The organism is Thalassospira sp. GB04J01 (assembly GCF_000751115.1).
GTDB lineage: Bacteria > Pseudomonadota > Alphaproteobacteria > Rhodospirillales > Thalassospiraceae > Thalassospira > Thalassospira lucentensis.
Genome location: NZ_CCDX020000015.1, coordinates 204107 through 222532, shown reverse-complemented (window position 1 = coordinate 222532; position 18426 = coordinate 204107). Strand labels below are relative to the sequence as shown.

The 18426-nt window shown below is 53.7% G+C and carries 19 protein-coding genes, 2 tRNA genes and 1 riboswitch; of the genes, 12 read left to right on the top strand and 9 right to left on the bottom strand.

Features of this window, described 5'->3' with window-relative positions; genetic code table 11:
- Positions 1-100 precede the first annotated feature (100 nt).
- Complete coding sequence (locus AMM48_RS16820; protein WP_158246481.1) at positions 101-2392, top strand: SulP family inorganic anion transporter; 2292 nt, start codon at positions 101-103, stop codon at positions 2390-2392.
- A 46-nt stretch (positions 2393-2438) separates the two neighbouring features.
- On the opposite strand, the gene AMM48_RS16815 is transcribed toward AMM48_RS16820, so the two are convergent.
- Genes AMM48_RS16815 through AMM48_RS16805 form a run of 3 tightly spaced genes read right to left on the bottom strand, consistent with a single transcriptional unit; the run spans position 2439 to position 4511 of the window.
- Entirely contained in the window at positions 2439-3236 is a 798-nt protein-coding gene (locus AMM48_RS16815) for a metal ABC transporter permease (RefSeq protein ID WP_198413548.1), read from the bottom strand.
- Positions 3233-4054, bottom strand: coding sequence for a zinc ABC transporter ATP-binding protein ZnuC (gene znuC, locus AMM48_RS16810; protein ID WP_102784976.1), 822 nt, complete (start codon positions 4052-4054; stop codon positions 3233-3235). Before znuC ends, AMM48_RS16815 begins: the two co-directional genes overlap by 4 nt.
- Positions 4035-4511: a Fur family transcriptional regulator gene (locus tag AMM48_RS16805; RefSeq protein ID WP_022730554.1), complete on the bottom strand. Its 477-nt coding sequence runs from the start codon at positions 4509-4511 to the stop codon at positions 4035-4037. The genes znuC and AMM48_RS16805 overlap by 20 nt, the downstream gene beginning before the upstream one ends.
- Positions 4512-4661: 150 nt before the next feature.
- On the opposite strand from AMM48_RS16805, the gene hisI reads away from it, so the two are divergent.
- The 5 genes from hisI (at position 4662) to AMM48_RS16780 (ending at position 8655) form a co-directional block, all read left to right on the top strand.
- Positions 4662-5060, top strand: coding sequence for a phosphoribosyl-AMP cyclohydrolase (gene hisI / locus AMM48_RS16800; protein WP_022730553.1), 399 nt, complete (start codon positions 4662-4664; stop codon positions 5058-5060).
- 14 nt (positions 5061-5074) lie between these two features.
- On the top strand, positions 5075-6199 hold the full coding sequence (locus tag AMM48_RS16795) for a GTP-binding protein (RefSeq protein WP_102785131.1): 1125 nt from the start codon (positions 5075-5077) through the stop codon (positions 6197-6199).
- Between the two features lie 338 nt (positions 6200-6537).
- The gene (locus AMM48_RS16790; RefSeq protein ID WP_102784975.1) at positions 6538-7368 is read left to right on the top strand and encodes an aldo/keto reductase; all 831 of its coding nucleotides are present in this window, start codon (positions 6538-6540) and stop codon (positions 7366-7368) included.
- A 129-nt stretch (positions 7369-7497) separates the two neighbouring features.
- Positions 7498-8211: a YitT family protein gene (locus AMM48_RS16785; protein WP_347876287.1), complete on the top strand. Its 714-nt coding sequence runs from the start codon at positions 7498-7500 to the stop codon at positions 8209-8211.
- Positions 8212-8367: 156 nt separating this feature from the next.
- On the top strand, positions 8368-8655 hold the full coding sequence (locus tag AMM48_RS16780; protein WP_102784974.1) for a hypothetical protein: 288 nt from the start codon (positions 8368-8370) through the stop codon (positions 8653-8655).
- Positions 8656-8921: 266 nt separating this feature from the next.
- Here AMM48_RS16780 and AMM48_RS16775 read toward each other — a convergent pair.
- The 5 genes from AMM48_RS16775 to AMM48_RS16755 all read right to left on the bottom strand — a co-directional run bounded on the left by AMM48_RS16775 (position 8922) and on the right by AMM48_RS16755 (position 11394).
- Positions 8922-8998: transfer RNA gene (locus AMM48_RS16775), tRNA-Arg, on the bottom strand.
- Positions 8999-9150: 152 nt separating this feature from the next.
- The gene (locus AMM48_RS16770) at positions 9151-9444 is read right to left on the bottom strand and encodes an ETC complex I subunit (RefSeq protein ID WP_022730547.1); all 294 of its coding nucleotides are present in this window, start codon (positions 9442-9444) and stop codon (positions 9151-9153) included.
- Between the two features lie 146 nt (positions 9445-9590).
- Positions 9591-9667 (bottom strand) — tRNA-Pro (locus tag AMM48_RS16765).
- 147 nt (positions 9668-9814) lie between these two features.
- Positions 9815-10261 carry a DUF192 domain-containing protein gene (locus AMM48_RS16760; protein ID WP_102784973.1) on the bottom strand — a complete coding sequence of 149 codons (447 nt, stop codon included), beginning with the start codon at positions 10259-10261 and terminating at the stop codon, positions 9815-9817.
- Positions 10258-11394 carry an acetoin utilization protein AcuC gene (locus tag AMM48_RS16755; RefSeq protein ID WP_244271270.1) on the bottom strand — a complete coding sequence of 379 codons (1137 nt, stop codon included), beginning with the start codon at positions 11392-11394 and terminating at the stop codon, positions 10258-10260. Before AMM48_RS16755 ends, AMM48_RS16760 begins: the two co-directional genes overlap by 4 nt.
- 123 nt (positions 11395-11517) lie before the next feature.
- Between AMM48_RS16755 and AMM48_RS16750 the strand changes: the two genes are divergently transcribed.
- A complete protein-coding gene (locus AMM48_RS16750) occupies positions 11518-12594 on the top strand; it encodes an alpha/beta hydrolase (RefSeq protein ID WP_102784971.1) in 1077 nt (358 codons plus the stop codon).
- A gap of 17 nt (positions 12595-12611) precedes the next feature.
- Here the strand turns inward: AMM48_RS16750 and AMM48_RS16745 are convergent, their stop codons facing one another.
- Complete coding sequence (locus AMM48_RS16745; protein WP_102784970.1) at positions 12612-13220, bottom strand: GNAT family N-acetyltransferase; 609 nt, start codon at positions 13218-13220, stop codon at positions 12612-12614.
- A 227-nt stretch (positions 13221-13447) separates the two neighbouring features.
- Positions 13448-13559: riboswitch (TPP riboswitch) on the top strand.
- Here AMM48_RS16745 and AMM48_RS16740 point away from each other — a divergent pair.
- The 5 genes from AMM48_RS16740 to AMM48_RS16720 all read left to right on the top strand — a co-directional run bounded on the left by AMM48_RS16740 (position 13550) and on the right by AMM48_RS16720 (position 18418).
- Complete coding sequence (locus AMM48_RS16740; RefSeq protein ID WP_102784969.1) at positions 13550-14347, top strand: ABC transporter ATP-binding protein; 798 nt, start codon at positions 13550-13552, stop codon at positions 14345-14347. (Overlaps the previous riboswitch by 10 nt.)
- Positions 14344-15144, top strand: coding sequence for an ABC transporter permease (locus tag AMM48_RS16735; protein WP_102784968.1), 801 nt, complete (start codon positions 14344-14346; stop codon positions 15142-15144). The genes AMM48_RS16740 and AMM48_RS16735 overlap by 4 nt, the downstream gene beginning before the upstream one ends.
- An 82-nt stretch (positions 15145-15226) precedes the next feature.
- Positions 15227-16192, top strand: a complete 966-nt coding sequence (locus AMM48_RS16730; protein WP_102784967.1) for an ABC transporter substrate-binding protein — start codon at positions 15227-15229, stop codon at positions 16190-16192.
- A gap of 230 nt (positions 16193-16422) precedes the next feature.
- A complete protein-coding gene (locus AMM48_RS16725; RefSeq protein ID WP_102784966.1) occupies positions 16423-17475 on the top strand; it encodes an MBL fold metallo-hydrolase in 1053 nt (350 codons plus the stop codon).
- A 91-nt stretch (positions 17476-17566) separates the two neighbouring features.
- A complete protein-coding gene (locus AMM48_RS16720; RefSeq protein WP_181951586.1) occupies positions 17567-18418 on the top strand; it encodes an EamA family transporter in 852 nt (283 codons plus the stop codon).
- Positions 18419-18426: the final 8 nt, after the last annotated feature.

The window sequence follows — 18426 nt, the reverse complement described above, 5'->3', positions numbered from 1 at the left end:
CGAGTCCAAAATACGGACGACTGGCAACCTGTATCGCATCGCGTTTTCATGCATACAGAGGACACCAGATCGTGGTGGATACCCTCCGATGAGGCACTTAATGATCAAAGGCATACGTCAAACCCGGTTAGAAACAGCACGCTTTGATATCGGGGCGGCGTGCGTCGGGATGCTGGCCACCCTGCCGCAGGCGGTTGCCTATGGTCTAATCGCGTTTTACCCGCTCGGACCTCAGTGGGCATCCTTTGGCATTAGTGCAAGCATCGGAAGTGCCATTCTGTTTGGTATTATTAGCGGGATGTTTGGCGTTAACCCGTTTCTGGTATCAGGTCCGCGTGCCGTTACCGCACTTGTTCTGGCATCTGCAATCCAGATCGCCATTACACGTGGCAGCTCAGCCGGTGATGCTATCGTAATTGCCTTTGTCGCCGTTTTGGCCGCAGGTATATTTCAGTTTGTCGCAGGTCTGCTTCGTCTGGGGAATGCGGCGTCCTACATTCCGGCCCCCGTGTTGTCAGGTTTTGTAAATGCCTCCGCCCTTCTGGTGTTGATCAACACCCTCCCGACCGCACTTGGCAGTCTGACACCCGACATCACGGCCATTTTCGAACCTGACGACAACAGCATTCTTTTCTTTGCAATTGCCGTCAGCCTTACAACGATTTCGTTCCAGTTCATTGCTGCGCGCACCATTCGGTTTGTACCAGCTGCCATTGTCGGGTTGGTCGGCGGTACGGCCATTTATTATATTGGTGTCTCGATCTTCCCGCTTGCCAACGCCCCCCTGATCGGCACCATTGAGTTTTCCGAGATCTGGCGCATGCCCATCCTGATCAAAACAACACCGGTCTGGAATGAGCTGAGCCCAAACATCGACATCGTGATCACGAGCGCCCTGACCATCGGGTTGCTGTCGTCATTTGATACGGTGATTTCAAGCCGGGCAATTGACGCCAGAACCGCCGGGCATAGTGACGTAAATGCCGAACTGCGTCTCCACGGCCTTCTGAACATTCTCATGGGCTTTATCGGCTTCCTGCCCGGTTCCGGCACAATCAGCAGATCGGTTGCCATTCTGGATGCCGGCGCAAGATCACGCATCGCCAATTGGGCAAGCAGTCTCACACTCGCACTCAGCCTCTTGATCTTCGCCCCATTGGTCGCCGCCCTGCCGATCTGGGCAACAGCGGGCATGGTGATCGCGATTGCCATTCAGGCAATTGATCAACCAACCTTTATCAAGCTTTCGAAACTTGTCACCGGCAAATTCCCCTACCCAAGGGTCATTATCGGGGATGTACTCATCAGCCTGTTTGTCGTTGCCATTGCACTTCTTTTTAATCTGGCATCTGCCGTCTGCGTTGGCGTGTTGGTATCGGTGATTTTATTCGTTCTGGGTATGAGCAAAAATCCGGTCCGGCGCAGCTATCTTGGATCTCGTGTTCATGCGCATCGACAGCGTAAAGTCGCCATCGTTGAATGCCTTGAAAAAGAAGGCCATCGCATTGCCGTTCTTGAACTTCAGGGCGCACTATTTTTCGGATCATGCTCCCGGTTGCGCAGCACCGTCAGCCGTTACCTTGAAACCGGGATCGATTATCTCATCCTTGATTTTCGCCATGTCACGTCAATCGACAGCACCGGCTCCGAGGCCCTTCGCGCCATTCATCAACAATGTCTCGACGGTGGCAAACACCTGTTCCTAAGCTCCATTCAGCCGGAACGCAGATTGTCCCCGAACAAACAACGCTCTGAACCAAGCTCTAGCTCGTCCCCCGATCAACGCGATCACAGATTAAAGCCACGCTGGATCTGGTTAAACCTTGATGCGAACGGGGTTATCAAAGCGGTCAGCAAGGAGAACTTCTTTGCCGAAACCGATGCTGCCCTTGCTCATTGCGAAGAACTTTTGTTGCGCCGGTTCTGCGACAAACCTGATCGCGGCATTCACAGGGTTTTTGCCAAAAGTTTGCTGTTAAACGGCATGACGCGCGATCAAATCACAACACTTGGTCACAAAGCCCAACGTCAGCGTTTCAAAAAAGGCGACCTTGTTTTCCAGCAGGACGACACCTGCAATCGCGCCTATTTCCTGATTTACGGGCGTATGGATGTTGTGATCAACGTGCCGGGAACGGGTCGTCAAAAACGCATCAACACCATCACGGAAGGCACGCTGTTTGGCGAGGTCGCACTGCTTGATGGTGCGCCAAGATCGGCCACCATCGTCGCCACAACCGATGCTTTGTGTCTGTCACTTGATGGCACCGATTTCGCAGCCCTGCGACAGGACCATCAGGACATTGTCTCGCGCCTGTTGCTTAACCTTAATCGCATTCTGGCAAGCCGCCTGCGTCAGGCAAATATGATGATTTCAGAACTTGAACAGTGATCCCGCTCATCATGCCACGGCTCATCTGGTAACAGCGCCCAACCTCCTAGTTCCGGCGCAACCCCATCATCACGATCGAGCTGAGCACAAACAAACCGGCTGCTGAAATCACGATACTGGGGCCCGCGGGTGTATCGACATGCCATGACAGCGCAATACCGGCCATCACAGACGCCACGCCAAACACCGCCGCGCCAATCGCCATTTGTTCGGGCGTTCTGGCAAAGAACCGCGCACTGGCGGCAGGCACGATCAAAAGGGCTGTGATCAAAAGCACCCCGACAATCTTGATCGCCATGCCGATCACAAGCGCCATCAAAAGCATGAAAATAAGGCGTAACCGTTCAACCGGAATGCTTTCAGCTGCGGCAATTTCCGGGCTGACCGTGACCGCCAGCAACGGTCGCCACATCCAGATCAGTACCGCAATGGCAAAACTGCCGCCCGCGGCCAAAATCCAGATATCGGTCACATTGACCGCCAGAATATCACCAAACAGATAGGCCATAATATCAACAGCCACACCCTGCACGAATGCAAGTGCCACCATGCCAAGGGCCAGTGTCGAGTGCGCCAACATACCCAGCACCGTATCACTACCAATCCGTGATTGACGTTGCCCGATGGCAAGGATCAACGCACTGGCAAGGCACGTGGCAATCATGCCAAGTCGTACATCAACCCCGATCAGCAAACCAAGTGCAACACCCAGTAACGCCGAATGGGCCAGCATATCGCCAAAAAACGCCATCCGCCGCCAGACGATAAACGCGCCAAACGGCCCACAGACACAGGCCAGCAAGACGCCACCCGCCACTGCACGAAACAGGAAATCATCCATCATTTTGTGGTTTCTGCCTCTTGCTTCTGATGGTCATGATGATGATGCGAATGCCCGTGGTCATGGGAATGGTCATGGCCACAGTCGCCCACCACATGCCCCGACAAATCATGTTCATGATCATGTTCGTGGATATAGATGCCAATGGCATCGGCCTCGCGCACGCCAAAAAGAGACCTGTATTCAGGATGCTGACGCACCGTGTCAGGGATGCCCGAACAGCACACATGGCGATTGAAACACACCACCTTGTCGGTTTTGGCCATCACCAGATGCAGATCATGGGAAATCATCAGGACCGCACAGTTCAGCTCCGCGCGGATGTCATCAATCAGCCGATAAAGCTCCGCCTGTCCGCTGACATCAACGCCCTGTGTCGGTTCGTCGAGAACCAGAAGTTCCGGGCGCAACAACAAGGCACGTGCCAGCATGACGCGTTGGGATTCTCCACCTGAAAGGCTGCTCATCTGCGCATCAATCACATGCGCGGCACCGACCTGCCCCAACACCGTTTCACAGGCACTGCGCGTAGCCGACCGCGTCAGGGTCAAAAACCGCTTTACGGTCATGGGCAAAACCTGATCAATCGCCAACTTTTGCGGCACATAACCAATACGAAGGCCGTTTTTGCGGATCACATCGCCGCTGTCAGGCTTTTGCAAACCCAGCAACGTTTTAACCAGCGTTGATTTACCCGCCCCATTGGGACCGATCAACGTCATGATTTCGCCAGCCTGAATGGACAGCGACACCTGATCAAGCACGCGCTCACTACCATACGAAAGGGTCAGTCCCCGACCCTCAATGAGTGGCGCAGTCATGGCAAAGCCCTTTGATTTCAACCGTGGTCGCCTGAATGGCAAAGCCCACATTGCCCGCGGCCTTGCGCACGGCATTGCTCATGTCTTCGTTGACTTCCTCGGCCACACGGCCGCACTCGGTACAAATGAAATACTGCCCCAGATGATCGCAATCTGGCCGGTCACAGCCGAAATAGGCATTTAGCGATTCAATCCGATGCACCAAGCCAAGGTCGGTCAAAAACTCCAGCGCCCGATACACGGTTGGCGGCTGCACGCGCTGTCCTTCGGACGTCAGCGCATCAAGCAACTCATAGGCCGTCACCGCCTTGTGCGATTGCCAGATCAAAGTAAAGACCTTGCGGCGCATGTCGGTAAACCGTGCACTTGCGTCGTCACAGACTTTCTCTGCCTGGGCAATTGCGCTATGTACGCATCTGTCGTGATCGTGGCCCTTTTTCGGGAAAAGATCGCTCATACTAGGTTTTCTCGCAGCATTGCCACTGTGGCCCTCTTTCGGTCATATTGGCAGCAGCCAAAAAGCCGTGGCATTTGTTGAAATGTTATAATATATCATTTTCTGCCGTGCCACGCCCAAAAAGTCAACCATCATCGACCGGAGCCCTTCATGACCACCGCCAATGAACAGATTGCCGATAAGCTGAAATACAATGAAAACGGCCTGATCCCGGCAATCGCCCAGCAACATGATACCGGCGAAGTCCTGATGATGGCATGGATGAACCGCGATGCCGTGCTTGAAACGCTTTCGACCGGTCGGGTGTGCTATTTCTCACGCTCGCGCGGCAAGCTGTGGCGTAAGGGCGAAAGTTCCGGCCAGATACAGACACTGGTTGATTTTCGCTATGACTGCGATCAGGACACGGTACTGGCACAGGTTGATCAGCTTGGCGTGGCCTGCCACACCGGGCGGCGCAACTGTTTCTATTTTGCCGCGCGCGATGGTGCGGAAGTCGTGATTTCCCAGCCGGAAGTCGCTGTCGATGAACTCTATGGCAAAAAGTGATCAAAACCAGTCCCATGGCTATTTCCAACGAACAAGTCGAACGCGTCGCCACCACGGTTATCACCGGCTTTCTCGGCAGCGGTAAAACCACCCTGCTTAATGCATTACTGACCCAAGACGGCATGGATAAAACTGCCGTCCTGATCAACGAGTTTGGTGATATCGGGCTGGACCATTTGCTGGTGCGCGAAATTTCCGAAGACGTTGTTTTACTTAATTCCGGCTGCATTTGCTGTTCAGTGCGCGGCGATCTGATTTCAGGTTTGCGTGATTTATTTGTCAAACGCACGCGCGGTGAAATCCCGCAGTTTGATCGCGTGATCATTGAAACTACCGGCCTTGCCGACCCCGCACCGATCCTGCACACGCTTATGACCGATCCCTTGCTAACGACCAAGTTCCGTCTTGATAGCGTGGTGACCACGGTGGATGCGGTGAACGGTGCACATCAGCTTGATCACCATCCCGAAAGTGTTAAGCAAGCCGCCGTTGCCGACCGTGTTCTTTTGACCAAGGCCGACCTTGCCGGCGAAACACACAGCAATACGCTGGCAACACGCCTGCGCGCCCTTAATCCCGCCGCACCGATTTATCCGGTTCACAACGGCAATATTGCCGCCGAAAAACTGTTTAATGCCGGGCTGTATGATCCAACGACCAAAAGCATGGACGTGCAGAAATGGCTGCGCGACGAAGCATATGATCATCACGGCGAAGAGGTGCATGACCATACGCACGACCACAAACATGACCATGACCACGAACACCATGGCCATAGCCACGCCAACGACGTAAACCGCCATGATGACCATATTCAATCGTTCTGCATCACCTTTGATGATCCGATCCACTGGGATGCCTTTGTCACCTGGGCCGAAATCTTTACCCAGATGCGCGGCGAAAGCCTTCTGCGGGTAAAGGGCATTTTAAATCTGGTTGGCGAAGACGCACCCGTCGCCATTCACGCCGTGCAGCATATCTTCCACCCGCCCGCAACCCTGCCCGCATGGCCAAGCGATGATCATCGATCAAAGATCGTCTTTATCACCAAGGACCTTGGCCCGCAGATCATTCGGGAATCGCTCTATCATTTGAATGCAGCCGTGGCCGAAACGGCGGAAAATGGCACGCCTGATTGATTTTCCCAAACGGATATAAATTCAGAGATTGAGCCACATCAAGGATATCACCCGCGCGTTCAGGCATCCTCATTTCTGGCTTGATACAGCCTCACTCTAAGTTCAGAACTTCAGGCGGCCGCGCGTTGGCCGCCCTTTTTTTTGTGTGAACTTTCTTTTTTTTGGCACAAGCCCATCCCCCTGCCGTCTTTGCCCGAAAGAACAGCCCGTTTCATCCAATCGTACAGGTTGCGATGATCTGGTTATGGACTAAATCAGGCGCATATCGGGATATTTGTCACCTCAAGGACAAATGACAGCACCCACAAACACAACAATCAAACCAAGGGGGTACACATATGATTTACCGGAACTGGCAGGGTAACAAGATTCCGGCCCTCGGATTTGGGACGTACGAGCTTGATAATGCTGCGGCCGCAAAGATGGTCGCCGAAGCCGCCAAAATTGGCTATCGCCATTTTGATACCGCCCAGATGTATCATAACGAAGAAGGCGTTGGTCAGGGCCTTAAGGCCTCAGGCCTTGCGCGCGACGATTATTTCTTAACGACCAAAATCTGGCCTGACGCCTTCCAAAGCGGCGATTTGCAAACCTCTGTCGTTGAATCATTGCGCAAACTTGACCTTGATCACGTTGACCTGCTGCTGCTGCACTGGCCAAACGAAGACGTTTCTCTTAGCGAAACCATCCCCGCCTTGAACGAGGTTAAAAACCTTGGCATGACGCGCCTGATCGGGATTTCAAACTTCCCGACCGTACTGGTGGATAAGGCGATTAACCTGACGAACGTCCCGCTGACGGTCAATCAGGTTGAATATCACCCCTATATCAATCAGACGAAGGTGCTTGAAAACGCGCATTCGCATGACATGCTGATGACGGCCTATTGCCCGATTGCACGTGGTGCTGTGCTCAAGGACGACGTTCTTACCGACATCGGGGCCAAACACGACAAGTCGGCTGTGCAGGTCACATTACGCTGGTTGATGCAACAGGATGGCGTCATGGCAATCCCGAAATCAGGATCGCCCAAAAATGCGGCGGCCAATTTCGATATCTTTGACTTCGAACTGACTGACGAAGAAATGACAAAAATCGATGAGCTGGCCAAACCCGACGGCCGCCTGATTGATCCAGACTTCGCACCCAAATGGGATGACGCGGCCTGATCGCGTCCTAACCATATATCCCCCAACACATAAAATTACCAAGACCGGCCTGAACTGGGCCGGTCTTTTGCGTTTATACTCAGTACACTGTCAGAAACCGGCGAAGAATACGGCACCATCGACGGCTGCTTGTTTCGCACCTGCGAACATCGTACCCTGATCACCATTCATCAGACAAAAGACAGTTCGCAGATCATGACCAAACCCACCGCACACACCGCCAACTCCGACGCCCCCAAAAAGGACGATATTTCCCATCGCCTGTATGAGGATGTCTTGGCCCTTCTGCTCGGCACCATGGTGGTCTCGCTTGGCGTAACACTCTATAGCGAAAGCGTTCTGGTCACGGGCAGTACCGCCGGCGCGGCCCTTTTGATCGAACATGCCACCGGGTTTAGCTTTGGCGTGATCTTCTTTGTCATCAACCTGCCGTTTTACTGGCTGGCCTATAAACGCATGGGGAAGGCATTTACGCTTAAAACCTTTGTCGCGGTCGGGTTGGTATCGATCTTTTCCAAACTGACCCCGATGATGGTCGATTTCACCATGCTCAACCCGATTTATGCGGCGGTTGCGGGCGGCGCGCTGATGGGAATTGGCCTCTTGATGCTGTTTCGTCACCGTGCAGGCCTTGGAGGGATCAACATCCTCGCCCTTTATCTACAGGAACATTTTGGCATCCGGGCGGGCTACGTGCAGCTTGCCATCGACATGATCATCCTGATCATCGCCTTCCTGACCCTGCCGTTTGATAAAGTCCTTCTGTCGATCTTAGGTGCCGTCGTCCTCAATCTGATCATCGCGATCAACCACCGTCCGGGGCGATATTTGGCGGCGCGGTAATACTTCACCACTAAAGATAGATTGGTAAATCGTCACGTAGAGTTCGTGAACATTAAGAATGCCACATAGATCGATAGGCACTCCTGTCGAGCGGCTTTTCTTTTTATCTGATTCGTGCGTAAATTTATCAATCAATAGCAATGCGAGGATGCTTCGATGGGAAACATACTTAAGATACTCGCCGTTCTCGAGATGGTTGCCGCAATCGCTTTGGCTATAATGACCAAAAATCACGGCCCACAAATGGCAGGATGCCAAGGTATTGAAGATATTCTGGCACGAATAGATTGCGAAGAAATGACAGCCGGAATTATGACTGGGCTAAGCAGCGGGATTGTCTACATTTTAGTTGGGGGAGCGGTAGGGGCAATCGTGCTTTACGCTTTAGGTCATATTGTCACGCTCGTCGAGGACATCCATCGACACTCGCTCGGCAAAAGTTAATCCCGAATGACACGACCGAAAAGTTTAGAATGCGACTTTCGCGGCTAAGGCAGACTGAAACCGTTCGCCTATTTGGCTGGCTAGATTGCCAGAGCCGACTTATGAGGTCTAATAAACATTATCAAAGATGGAATTGTTTGCTCGAGTTTGATCGTGACCCGAGGGCCGAGTTGACCGCTAGATGTCTCATAGCACCATAAAGCAGTGTCTGCTCATATGGAAAAACCCGGACATCGTTTGAAGATACTGATTCAACTGGGAAAAAATGGCGATCCCTGCAGGACTTGAACCTGCAACCTACAGATTAGAAGTCTGTTGCTCTATCCAGTTGAGCTAAGGGACCGCAGTGTGGGGTGGTTACAAACCCCAGGGCATGGCATTGGGCGCCTGCCCGTAAGTATTTCAGGGTTTAACGTCCCCTGTCAGACAAACGGGGCGGAAATCCGCCCCGGTGAATGGTCTTTGACGTTCCGCTATCCAGAAGTCCGCCCGCAATCAGACGACGCGTTTAAACGCGAAGTTATCGGCATAGGCCTTGATCTGGATTTTACGGCGTTTGGGCTGCTCGACGTCGGCGATCAATTTGTGTTTCGCGGCGAATGCCTGTGCTTCTTCAAGCGTTTCGAAATACATTCTGACCTGACCGCGGGTATCGGTGGAACCGATCCATCCCATCAGCTGATCCGCGACTTTTTTCGCACCCGGTTCAAATTCCATAACCCAGTGCTTGGTCGCAGCCTGACCGGACTGCATGGCGTTCTTGGCAGGTTTGTAAACACGGACCTTCATCGGGACCCTCGTCTTGACCGTCAGGATAAGATGGAGATGGCAGTTAAACGGGTTTCTATACCCCCTGCTATCACCCCATCTTTTACACCTTTTGCTGCCAATTGGAAATCCCATTGGAACTTCATAAAACAACAAAAGGGGAAAAGTGGTCGGGAAGGCGAGATTCGAACTCGCGACCCCCTGCTCCCAAAGCAGGTACGCTACCAGGCTGCGCTACTCCCCGAACGAGGGAGGGTTTAGCACCACACTTTGATGTGGGCAAGCCCGTATTATCGTTTTTATCGTAAAAACGTACAAAAAACCAAAGCCCGCAGATATCCTCTGCGGGCTTGCTATTGCTGATTGATATATGTCGTCCGAAATCCGGCCTTTAGCGCGGCAGGCCTTCGACCTTTTCGCCGACTTCAAATCCCATCCGGTCGGATGCCCCACCATTCAGCTCCAGCACAAAGCGCACCGGCTTTGGACCCAGAATGATGGCTTCCGACTGTGGCACGGTGCGTTTTTCAATACCGACAATCGTGCCCTTGGCATCAATGAACAGCATATCGAGTGAGATGAAGGTGTTTTTCATCCACATCGAAATATCCGCCGCCCGGCCAAAATCAAACAGCATGCCCGCGTTATTGGCCATTTCGGTGCGGTACATCAATCCACGTGATCGCTCATCGGGTGTTATGGCCATTTCCACATTGAAAACTTCGCCATCCACCAAAATGCGGGATCGTTCAAACCCGGTTGCCTTTGCATTCAGTCCGGCAACAACTGCTGCACTGACAAAGCACACAACCAAGACCATCTGAAAAAGCGACTTCATACCCCATACCCTCTTAGTCTTCTAACACGCTCACGGGTGTCCTCCCGGATCGTGCCACCCCGCCACGGATCGCAAAGTGTCGTAAACATAGTGTCGTCGGGCTGTCTTCCACGGCTATGCGTCCATTTTATGACACGCAGGATATTTTCCGCTGTGATGGGTAACACAGGTGGTATTTCGATCCCGTTAATGGTTGCCCACACCCCGGACCAACAGCGCGCCACCCCATACGGACTATATCCTCCGCCGCCAAGGACAAGGCTTCTTGGCGCCAATCGGGTCATCGTCCCCACGACTTCCCAGATCGACTGATTGCCCAAAAGCTGTTTCGACAGCGGATCTTCCGCTAATGTATCACACCCACATTGCAAAACAATGGCTTGTGGCACAAAACTTAATGCAAGAGGAATGAAATATTCATGAAGAACATAGCGCATCTCATCATCGTTCATCCCGGCAGGCATCGGCAAGTTGCGCGCCATGCCCCCGGCGATGTCATCAATCGCCCCCGTCTTGGGCCACAGGTCTTCCTGATGCATGGAAACTGTGAGAACCCGGTCATCTTCGGCAAAGGCAATCTGCACGCCATCACCATGATGGGCATCAATATCAACATACAGCACACGATCCAGCCCCGAATCGAGCAACGCATAAATCCCCAAAACCGGATCATTGAAGTAACAAAATCCCGATGCCCGGTCGCGCAATCCGTGATGAGTGCCCCCGGCAGGATGATGGACAATGCCCCCTTTCGCGATCATTTGAGCGGCAAGGATCGATGATCCGGCGGCGGTTGCCGGACGCCGGAAAATTTCCGGGTAAATCGGATTGCCGTTTTTGCCCAATCCGAATTTAACCATCATGTCTTCGGGAAGAATCTGATCACGTTCGGCCTGCATCACTGCATGCACATAATCAGGATCATGAAACCGGGTGAGTTGCGCTGGTGTCGCCACCGGCCCGGTGACATAGCTACTGTCATCGACCCAGCCCAGCGCATGCACCATATCAACCACCAACGATACACGCGGGATAGCCAATGGATGTTTTGGCCCATAGCTCGACCCACGGTAAATCTCGGCCGCGATCATGCGCGGGGGAATTTTGGCATCTCGAAAATCAGGAAGGGTCACAATAAAAGACCGGATCGAAGTGTGAATTCGGGCATGGTCCAAAGGATTGACCGTTTACACAGCTTGGCGCAAGCTCTGATTATCATTAGCTGCCCTTTCCATCATCGGATCGAAAGCCCCCACATGTCATCGCCCCACCGCAAAAGGTTTCGCCGGTACTTTATCGCGACATTGATCGTCATTTTCCTGATTATCATCGTACCGGTTGGTTTTGCCCTGAACGGGCTTTCCGATTTCGGTCTGTCAGGTCGACATGTAGCAGAACTCGATTTCACCCATGACCAAAACCAGCTATCGGGCAGCCTGATATTACCCGATGCCAGTCATCGTGGGCCGATTGCCCTTATCATTCATGGGGATGGACCACAGAACCGATTTTCCGATGATGGCTATTTGCCCCTGATCAACGCCCTGCTGGATCACGGGATTGGGGTCTATACCTGGGACAAAGCGGGCATAGGCGAAAGTTCCGGCAACTGGCTGGATCAATCCATGTCAGATCGCGCAAAGGAGGCCATCAGCGCCTTTGACGCAATAGCCACGGTACGTCCGAAACAAGCCGACAAAATCGGCTTGTTCGGTTTTTCGCAAGCTGGCTGGGTAATTCCCAAGGCCCTGTCGATGAATATTGGCATCGCCTTTGGCGTTGTCATCGGGGGTGCCGCTAACTGGCAGGATCAGGGCGCATTTTACATGCGCCAGCGCCTGATGAGCGATGGCATTGCCGATAATGAAATCACCAAACAGATCGCGCAAAGTCGCCTGCGCGATAGTGCAATTTTTGCCCCGAATGCGGATTATCAAACCTATCGTTCAGCTATAAACGATAGCTTTCCGATGTCAGAAGACCGGTTTGGCTTTGTCAAACGCAACATTACAGCAGATGCCCGGTCCGACCTGGCACGTATTGATCAACCTGTCCTTGCCCTGTTCGGCGCGGATGACCTGAATGTCGATGCCAAAAGCGATTCGGTCATTTATCGAGATGTCCTGATCGGGCGCCATCTACAAAATGACGTCATCCTGATCCCCGGTGCCAGCCACGGATTGTTGCGTAGCAATCTGTTCAACTATCAACTGGCATCAGAAATGCCCGAAGAACGCCAATGGCTATTTGCTGCGATGGGGCGCTATGCCTACGCGCCTGACGTCCTTGACCAAACAGTAAACTGGATCCGTCAGGTCACCAACAGCCCATAGCGGCAAATTGTATCGCTTTACAGTGCTGCCCGACCAATATCCCGATGCATGGTGGTTACAGCCTTAAAACCAAACAGATACCGCAACGGCCCGATATCCTGTGTCCCGGTCGCGCGAAAACCGCATCGTTCATAAAGCGCACGTGCACGCGGATTGATATCAATCACATCAAGACGAACCTGTGATAGCCCGCGTTCCCGCGCCGTGTCGGCCACCGCGGCCAAAAGTGCCGTTCCAACCCCCTGCCCACGTGCAATCGGATCGACAAAAATACCATCCATCAAAAGCGTATCCGCCGCCAGATCGCGTTCAAGCAGATCAAGCAACAACCCGCGCCACAATCCACCCCACGCACCATACACCGAACAGATATCGGACAAACCACCCCCGACGAAGGCGCCTGCCGTGGTTTTAAATCCGGCGACGCCCAGTAACCCGCCATCCTCACCAATCGCACTGATGGCATGGCTCGACACCATCACCTGTTTTAAAAACGCCAATGCCTTGTCTTCGGGGTTCATCACATGGGCGAGCTTTTGACGGAACGCTTCCCAGAACAGGGCACAGGCCGCCTCGCGATGTTTATCGGCAATGCCGGGCTGAAGGGTAAATCCCTGATGCTGCATTTTTGTGTTCCAAGCGCCTTTCCAACCACACCCAAACAAAAATAGACAACCCGTCTGAAATAACAATCACAGGCTGTGACCCAGCTCACCTTTTCAAATCATCAGACCAATGCATCAACACCCCAAACAAAGGGGGGGAAACCGAAATTTCACGCCGTGACATGCTAGGGCCCATTGCGATCAATTGTTACAAAACTTGACGCGGGTAAAATGTCTGCGCATAGTCCCGTCATCTCCGGGGGGGCCGATCGTAAATCGGCTGAGAGGTTTGGTGTTGCCAAACGACCCTTTGAACCTGAACCGGTTAAGACCGGCGTAGGAAGGATCGTATGACCAACACGACACTCACGCCCGCTGCGGCACCCAATCCAACCCAGTTCGATATTGACCTGCGTTCTGCCCGGGTGGCATTTGGCGGCGTCGATATTTTCCATGACCTTGATCTTAACCTGCCTGCAGGCAGTTTCACCTGCTTGCTCGGGCCAAGTGGTGTGGGCAAAAGCACGCTTTTGCGTTTTCTCGCCGATCTGGTCGAAGGCGATGTTAGCGGTAACATCACCTGCTCGGATGGGACTCCGCTTAAGGGTCGCATTGCCTATATGGCGCAGCAGGACTTGCTGTTGCCATGGCGCACGGTGCGCGAAAATGTCGAACTTGGTGCATCCCTTCGCGGGCAACGCCCCGATCATGACAAGGCCGACCGCCTGATTGCGGAGGTCGGGCTGAGCAACGCCGCCCATCTACGCCCCGCCGAGTTATCGGGCGGCATGAAACAGCGCGCCGCCCTTGCCCGCACCCTGATGGAAGACCGACCGGTTGTCCTGATGGACGAGCCATTTTCCGCCCTTGATCCAGTCAATCGGTTGCGCCTTCAGGAACTCGCTGCACAGGTGTTGCGCGGCAAAACCGTCCTTCTGGTCACCCATGATCCGCTAGAAGCGCTTCGTCTTGGCGACTTTGTCCATGTTCTGCGCGGCAGCCCCGCCCGCCTGCAAGACGCCATCACCCCGGCAGGCCATAGCCCGCGCGACATCACCGATGCCGATATCTTGCGCCAGCAGGCCCAATTGCTGCGTCAACTGGGCGCCAATGAAACCGCAGCAGCAGTGTCGGAGAATGCCCAATGAGCATCCCGGCAAAGCACACCCCACTGTCTGAACGGCGGCTTTTGAAAATTGCCCGCCCGATCATCATCATTGTTGCCCTGATTGCGACATGGCAACTGACCGTGACCCTGACCGGGGCGCCGAAATACATGCTGCCGACCCCGGTTGATGTCTGGCACACCCTGATCACCCGTTATGCGGTGTTGTTTGATCATGCGCGATATACCATTGCCGAAACGGTGATTGGCCTGTTTGCCGGGGCGACCCTTGGCGCGCTGGCGGCCATTCCGATGGCGCTATTTACCCCCGTCCGGTTCTGGTTGATGCCGATCTTGCTGGTGTCCCAAGCCATTCCGTTTTTTGCCTTGGCCCCGCTTTTGGTCCTTTGGCTTGGATTTGGCTTGGCATCCAAGATCGCCATGGCAGCGCTTATTATTTTCTTCCCGGTCACCGTCGCCTTTTTTGACGGATTGGCCCGCACCGAACCCGGCTGGCTTGATCTGGCGCGCACCATGGGAGCCAGCCGGTGGCGTCTTTTGACCCATATTCGTTTGCCTGCCGCCCTGCCCGCATTTGCATCGGGCTTTCGCGTTGCCACCGCCGTTGCCCCGATTGGGGCGGTGATTGGTGAATGGGTGGGATCAAGCCACGGGCTGGGATATTTAATGCTGCACGCCAATGCGCGGGTTCAGATTGATATGGTTTTTGCCTGTCTTTTGATCCTGTGCGCGTTTTCGATCACGCAATATTTCATTGTGGATCGCGTGCTACGTGCCGCCCTGCCGTGGCAACCCGACAGCCTGACACCGGTTCGATAACCCCCATCTGTTGCGACCGAAATGGCCGCGACACTAAAACTCATACAAATACGTAATGGCCCCTCAAAACAAAGGTTCATCCATGTCACGCCTGAAATCCATGATCAAAGTAGCCACCATTGGCGCAACATTAAGTGCCGCAATTTTGGGTTCATCAACTCCGGCTTGGAGCGCGGACAAGCTGACCATCCTGCTCGACTGGTTCGTCAATCCCGACCATGCGCCGCTGATTGTCGCCAAGGAAAAGGGCTTTTTTGCCAAGCATGATCTTGATGTTGAATTGATCGAACCATCCGATCCATCCGCCCCACCGCGTCTTGTTGCTGCTGGTCAGGGCGATGTTGCCGTCAATTATCAGCCACAGCTTCATGTGCAGGCCGCCCAAGGATTGCCGCTGACCCGCATCGGAACGCTGGTGGCAACCCCGCTCAACAGCCTGATTGTCCTGAAAGACGGCCCGATCAAGGAAATCGCCGATCTGAAGGGCAAGAAAATCGGCTATTCACTGGCCGGGTTTGAGGATGCGCTGCTTGGCACCATGCTGGGCAATCACGGGGTATCAATTGATGATGTTGAGTTGATCAACGTGAACTTCTCGCTGTCCCCGTCACTTTATTCCGGGCAGGTCGATGCGATCATTGGCGGATATCGCAATTTTGAACTGAACCAGATGGAAATTGAAGGCAAACCGGGCAAGGCATTCTTTGTCGAAGAAGAAGGCGTGCCACCCTATGACGAGCTGATCCTGACCGTGCGCAACGATAAAACAGACGATCCGCGCTTTGCCCGGATGTTGGCGGCCTTGGAAGAAGGCGTTCAGTACCTGATCAACCATCCCGATGATAGCTGGGATGCCTTTGTTGCCGCCTATCCCAACCTTGATGATGAACTGAATATCAAGGCATGGGCAGATACCCTGCCGCGCTTTGCGCTGCGCCCGGCCGCCCTTGATAGAGCACGATATGCCCGCTTTGCCGATTACATGGTCAAACAGGGCCTGATTACCGATGCCCCGGCCCTTGAAACCTATGCCACTGTTATTGAGTGATGATCGCCTAACCGACAAGTCCCCCCTGCTTTCGCATTGCTTGTCCCGGTGATTGCGAAGGCACCGTGAAAGGCCGGAACAACTGGACCGTTCCGGCCTTTCTTTATGTGTGCATCATCAACACCAACCGTTGAAACCTTGCATCGCATCAGCAGACGGTTACCTTATGGTCACCCTATAAAGTGCGACATCTACTGCAGGTCGCATCAACTCACAGTCAGGACAACCAAGTGCAAAGAAAAACCAAGCCAGCACACCACACCGAAACCGGATTTGAAAACCGGCACCCGCTGCCCGATCCGGTCAAACGGTCGTTCTGGCGGTTTTTGAAACGGCGCTATTTTGGTGTCGACGAATGGCCCAAAGCCAAACATCAGCACGGCAAAACCCCGGTCGAGGCCCCAGATCATGACGCCATCCAAAATCCTGACCCGACGCGTTTGCAGGTCACATGGATCGGCCATGCCACGGTTCTGGTGCAATATGGCGGGCTGAATATCCTGACCGATCCGGTCTTTGCCGACCGCGCATCGCCGTTCAAGCGTGTCGGACCAAAACGTTATAGCCAGCCGGGCCTGACCATCGATCAGTTGCCCAAGCTTGATCTGGTGTTGCTGTCGCACAATCACTACGACCATTTCGATCTTGATAGTTTGACCAAACTTGGCAACGGGCCGCGCTATGTCTTGCCGCTTAAAAACGGCACCTTGCTGGAAAAGGCTGGAATAACCGCGGATCGTTATGACGAAATGGATTGGGATGACCAGCTATCGCTTTCCGATGTGACCATCACCCATGTGCCGTCCAACCATTGGTCGAGCCGCACGACCAAGGACCGCAAGGAAATGCTGTGGGGTGGCTATATTCTTGAATTTGCCGATGGCTACCGGTTTTATTTCGTCGGTGATACCGGCTGGAACGAGGCGCTTTTTACCGAGTTGGGGGCACAATATGGCGGTATTGATTTTGGCCTGATCCCGATTGGGGCCTATGACCCGCGCGATTTCATGCGCAATGCGCATTGCAATCCCGAAGAAGCCGTTTCGATCATGCAGGTGATGGGCGTTAAGCAGGCGCTTGCCATTCATTGGGGCACGTTTGTCTTAACCGCCGAACCGGTTGATGAACCGCCTGTGCGACTGGCATCTGCCTGCACGGATGCGGGCTTTGGGCACGGTGACTTTATTGCCCCGCCGATTGGTGCAACCCGGTTCTTTGACGGTAAATCCGCCGCCCCACAGACAACATCGCAAAAGGTCGAGCCCACAGCGTCCCCGGCATAGCAGCCCCCATCAGATCGGTTTAGTGGTTATTCCGTCTCTATGCTAAGCATCAGTGATTGCGTCACAAAACCGTAACATTGATTGCTTTGCCATGAGCTTGACCGTCTTTCTTGCCGTTATGGGTGCTGCCCTGATGCATGCCGTCTGGAATGCATTGGTCAAGGGTGGCCCGGACAAACTGATGAACATGACCGCGATTGTGCTGGGTCATATTCCAATTGTTCTGATCCTGTTTCCCTTTGTGGACGTTCCCGCACGCGAAAGCTGGCCCTATCTTATTGGCTCGATCGGGCTTCATATCGGCTATCAGCTATTTTTGATTCTGGCTTATCGCCTTGGTGATCTTAGTCAGGTGTATCCGATTGCGCGCGGCTCCTCACCCCTAATCGTGGCTGCGGTATCGGTTCTTGTGCTCGGTGTGACGCTTCAGGTCAGTGAATGGCTGGCGATTGTTGTCATCGGCTTGGGGATTTTAAGCATGTGCATCGTGCGTCAGGCTGATGGCATGCGCAACCGCAACGCCGCCCTTGCCGCCATTATAACGGGCTGCTTTATCAGCAGTTATTCGCTGGTCGATGGCACCGGCGCCCGGCTGGCCGGAAGTGCACTTGACTATTATGCTTATCAGACCGTCGGTGACGTTTTGATCTTTGGCCTGATCGCCACAGTTATGCGGCCGCGCATCCTTGTTGATGTCGCCAAGCGCGGCAAAAGGATCTTCTTTGTTGGCGGCACGGCATCCTTTGTCGCCTATGCCACGGTGATGTGGGCTTTTACCCAAGCACCAATCCCGCTGGTGGTCGCCTTACGCGAAACCGGGATTGTCTTTGCCCTTTTTATCGGCGTGTTTTTCATGGGCGAGAAACTCAATCTTGTGAAAGTTTCCTCCACCATGATGACGCTGGGCGGTGCGATTATCCTGCGTCTGTCCAAAAGTCTTTAATCAGTTTT

What these genes read in the sequence shown, in the direction of transcription:
- AMM48_RS16820 (WP_158246481.1), top strand. Translation starts at nt 101, where the DNA reads ATGATCAAAGGCATACGTCAAACCCGGTTAGAAACAGCACGCTTTGAT.
- AMM48_RS16815 (WP_198413548.1), bottom strand. Translation starts at nt 3,236, where the DNA reads ATGATGGATGATTTCCTGTTTCGTGCAGTGGCGGGTGGCGTCTTGCTG.
- znuC (WP_102784976.1), bottom strand. Translation starts at nt 4,054, where the DNA reads ATGACTGCGCCACTCATTGAGGGTCGGGGACTGACCCTTTCGTATGGT.
- AMM48_RS16805 (WP_022730554.1), bottom strand. Translation starts at nt 4,511, where the DNA reads ATGAGCGATCTTTTCCCGAAAAAGGGCCACGATCACGACAGATGCGTA.
- hisI (WP_022730553.1), top strand. Translation starts at nt 4,662, where the DNA reads ATGACCACCGCCAATGAACAGATTGCCGATAAGCTGAAATACAATGAA.
- AMM48_RS16795 (WP_102785131.1), top strand. Translation starts at nt 5,075, where the DNA reads ATGGCTATTTCCAACGAACAAGTCGAACGCGTCGCCACCACGGTTATC.
- AMM48_RS16790 (WP_102784975.1), top strand. Translation starts at nt 6,538, where the DNA reads ATGATTTACCGGAACTGGCAGGGTAACAAGATTCCGGCCCTCGGATTT.
- AMM48_RS16780 (WP_102784974.1), top strand. Translation starts at nt 8,368, where the DNA reads ATGGGAAACATACTTAAGATACTCGCCGTTCTCGAGATGGTTGCCGCA.
- AMM48_RS16770 (WP_022730547.1), bottom strand. Translation starts at nt 9,444, where the DNA reads ATGAAGGTCCGTGTTTACAAACCTGCCAAGAACGCCATGCAGTCCGGT.
- AMM48_RS16760 (WP_102784973.1), bottom strand. Translation starts at nt 10,261, where the DNA reads ATGAAGTCGCTTTTTCAGATGGTCTTGGTTGTGTGCTTTGTCAGTGCA.
- AMM48_RS16750 (WP_102784971.1), top strand. Translation starts at nt 11,518, where the DNA reads ATGTCATCGCCCCACCGCAAAAGGTTTCGCCGGTACTTTATCGCGACA.
- AMM48_RS16745 (WP_102784970.1), bottom strand. Translation starts at nt 13,220, where the DNA reads ATGCAGCATCAGGGATTTACCCTTCAGCCCGGCATTGCCGATAAACAT.
- AMM48_RS16740 (WP_102784969.1), top strand. Translation starts at nt 13,550, where the DNA reads ATGACCAACACGACACTCACGCCCGCTGCGGCACCCAATCCAACCCAG.
- AMM48_RS16735 (WP_102784968.1), top strand. Translation starts at nt 14,344, where the DNA reads ATGAGCATCCCGGCAAAGCACACCCCACTGTCTGAACGGCGGCTTTTG.
- AMM48_RS16730 (WP_102784967.1), top strand. Translation starts at nt 15,227, where the DNA reads ATGTCACGCCTGAAATCCATGATCAAAGTAGCCACCATTGGCGCAACA.
- AMM48_RS16720 (WP_181951586.1), top strand. Translation starts at nt 17,567, where the DNA reads ATGAGCTTGACCGTCTTTCTTGCCGTTATGGGTGCTGCCCTGATGCAT.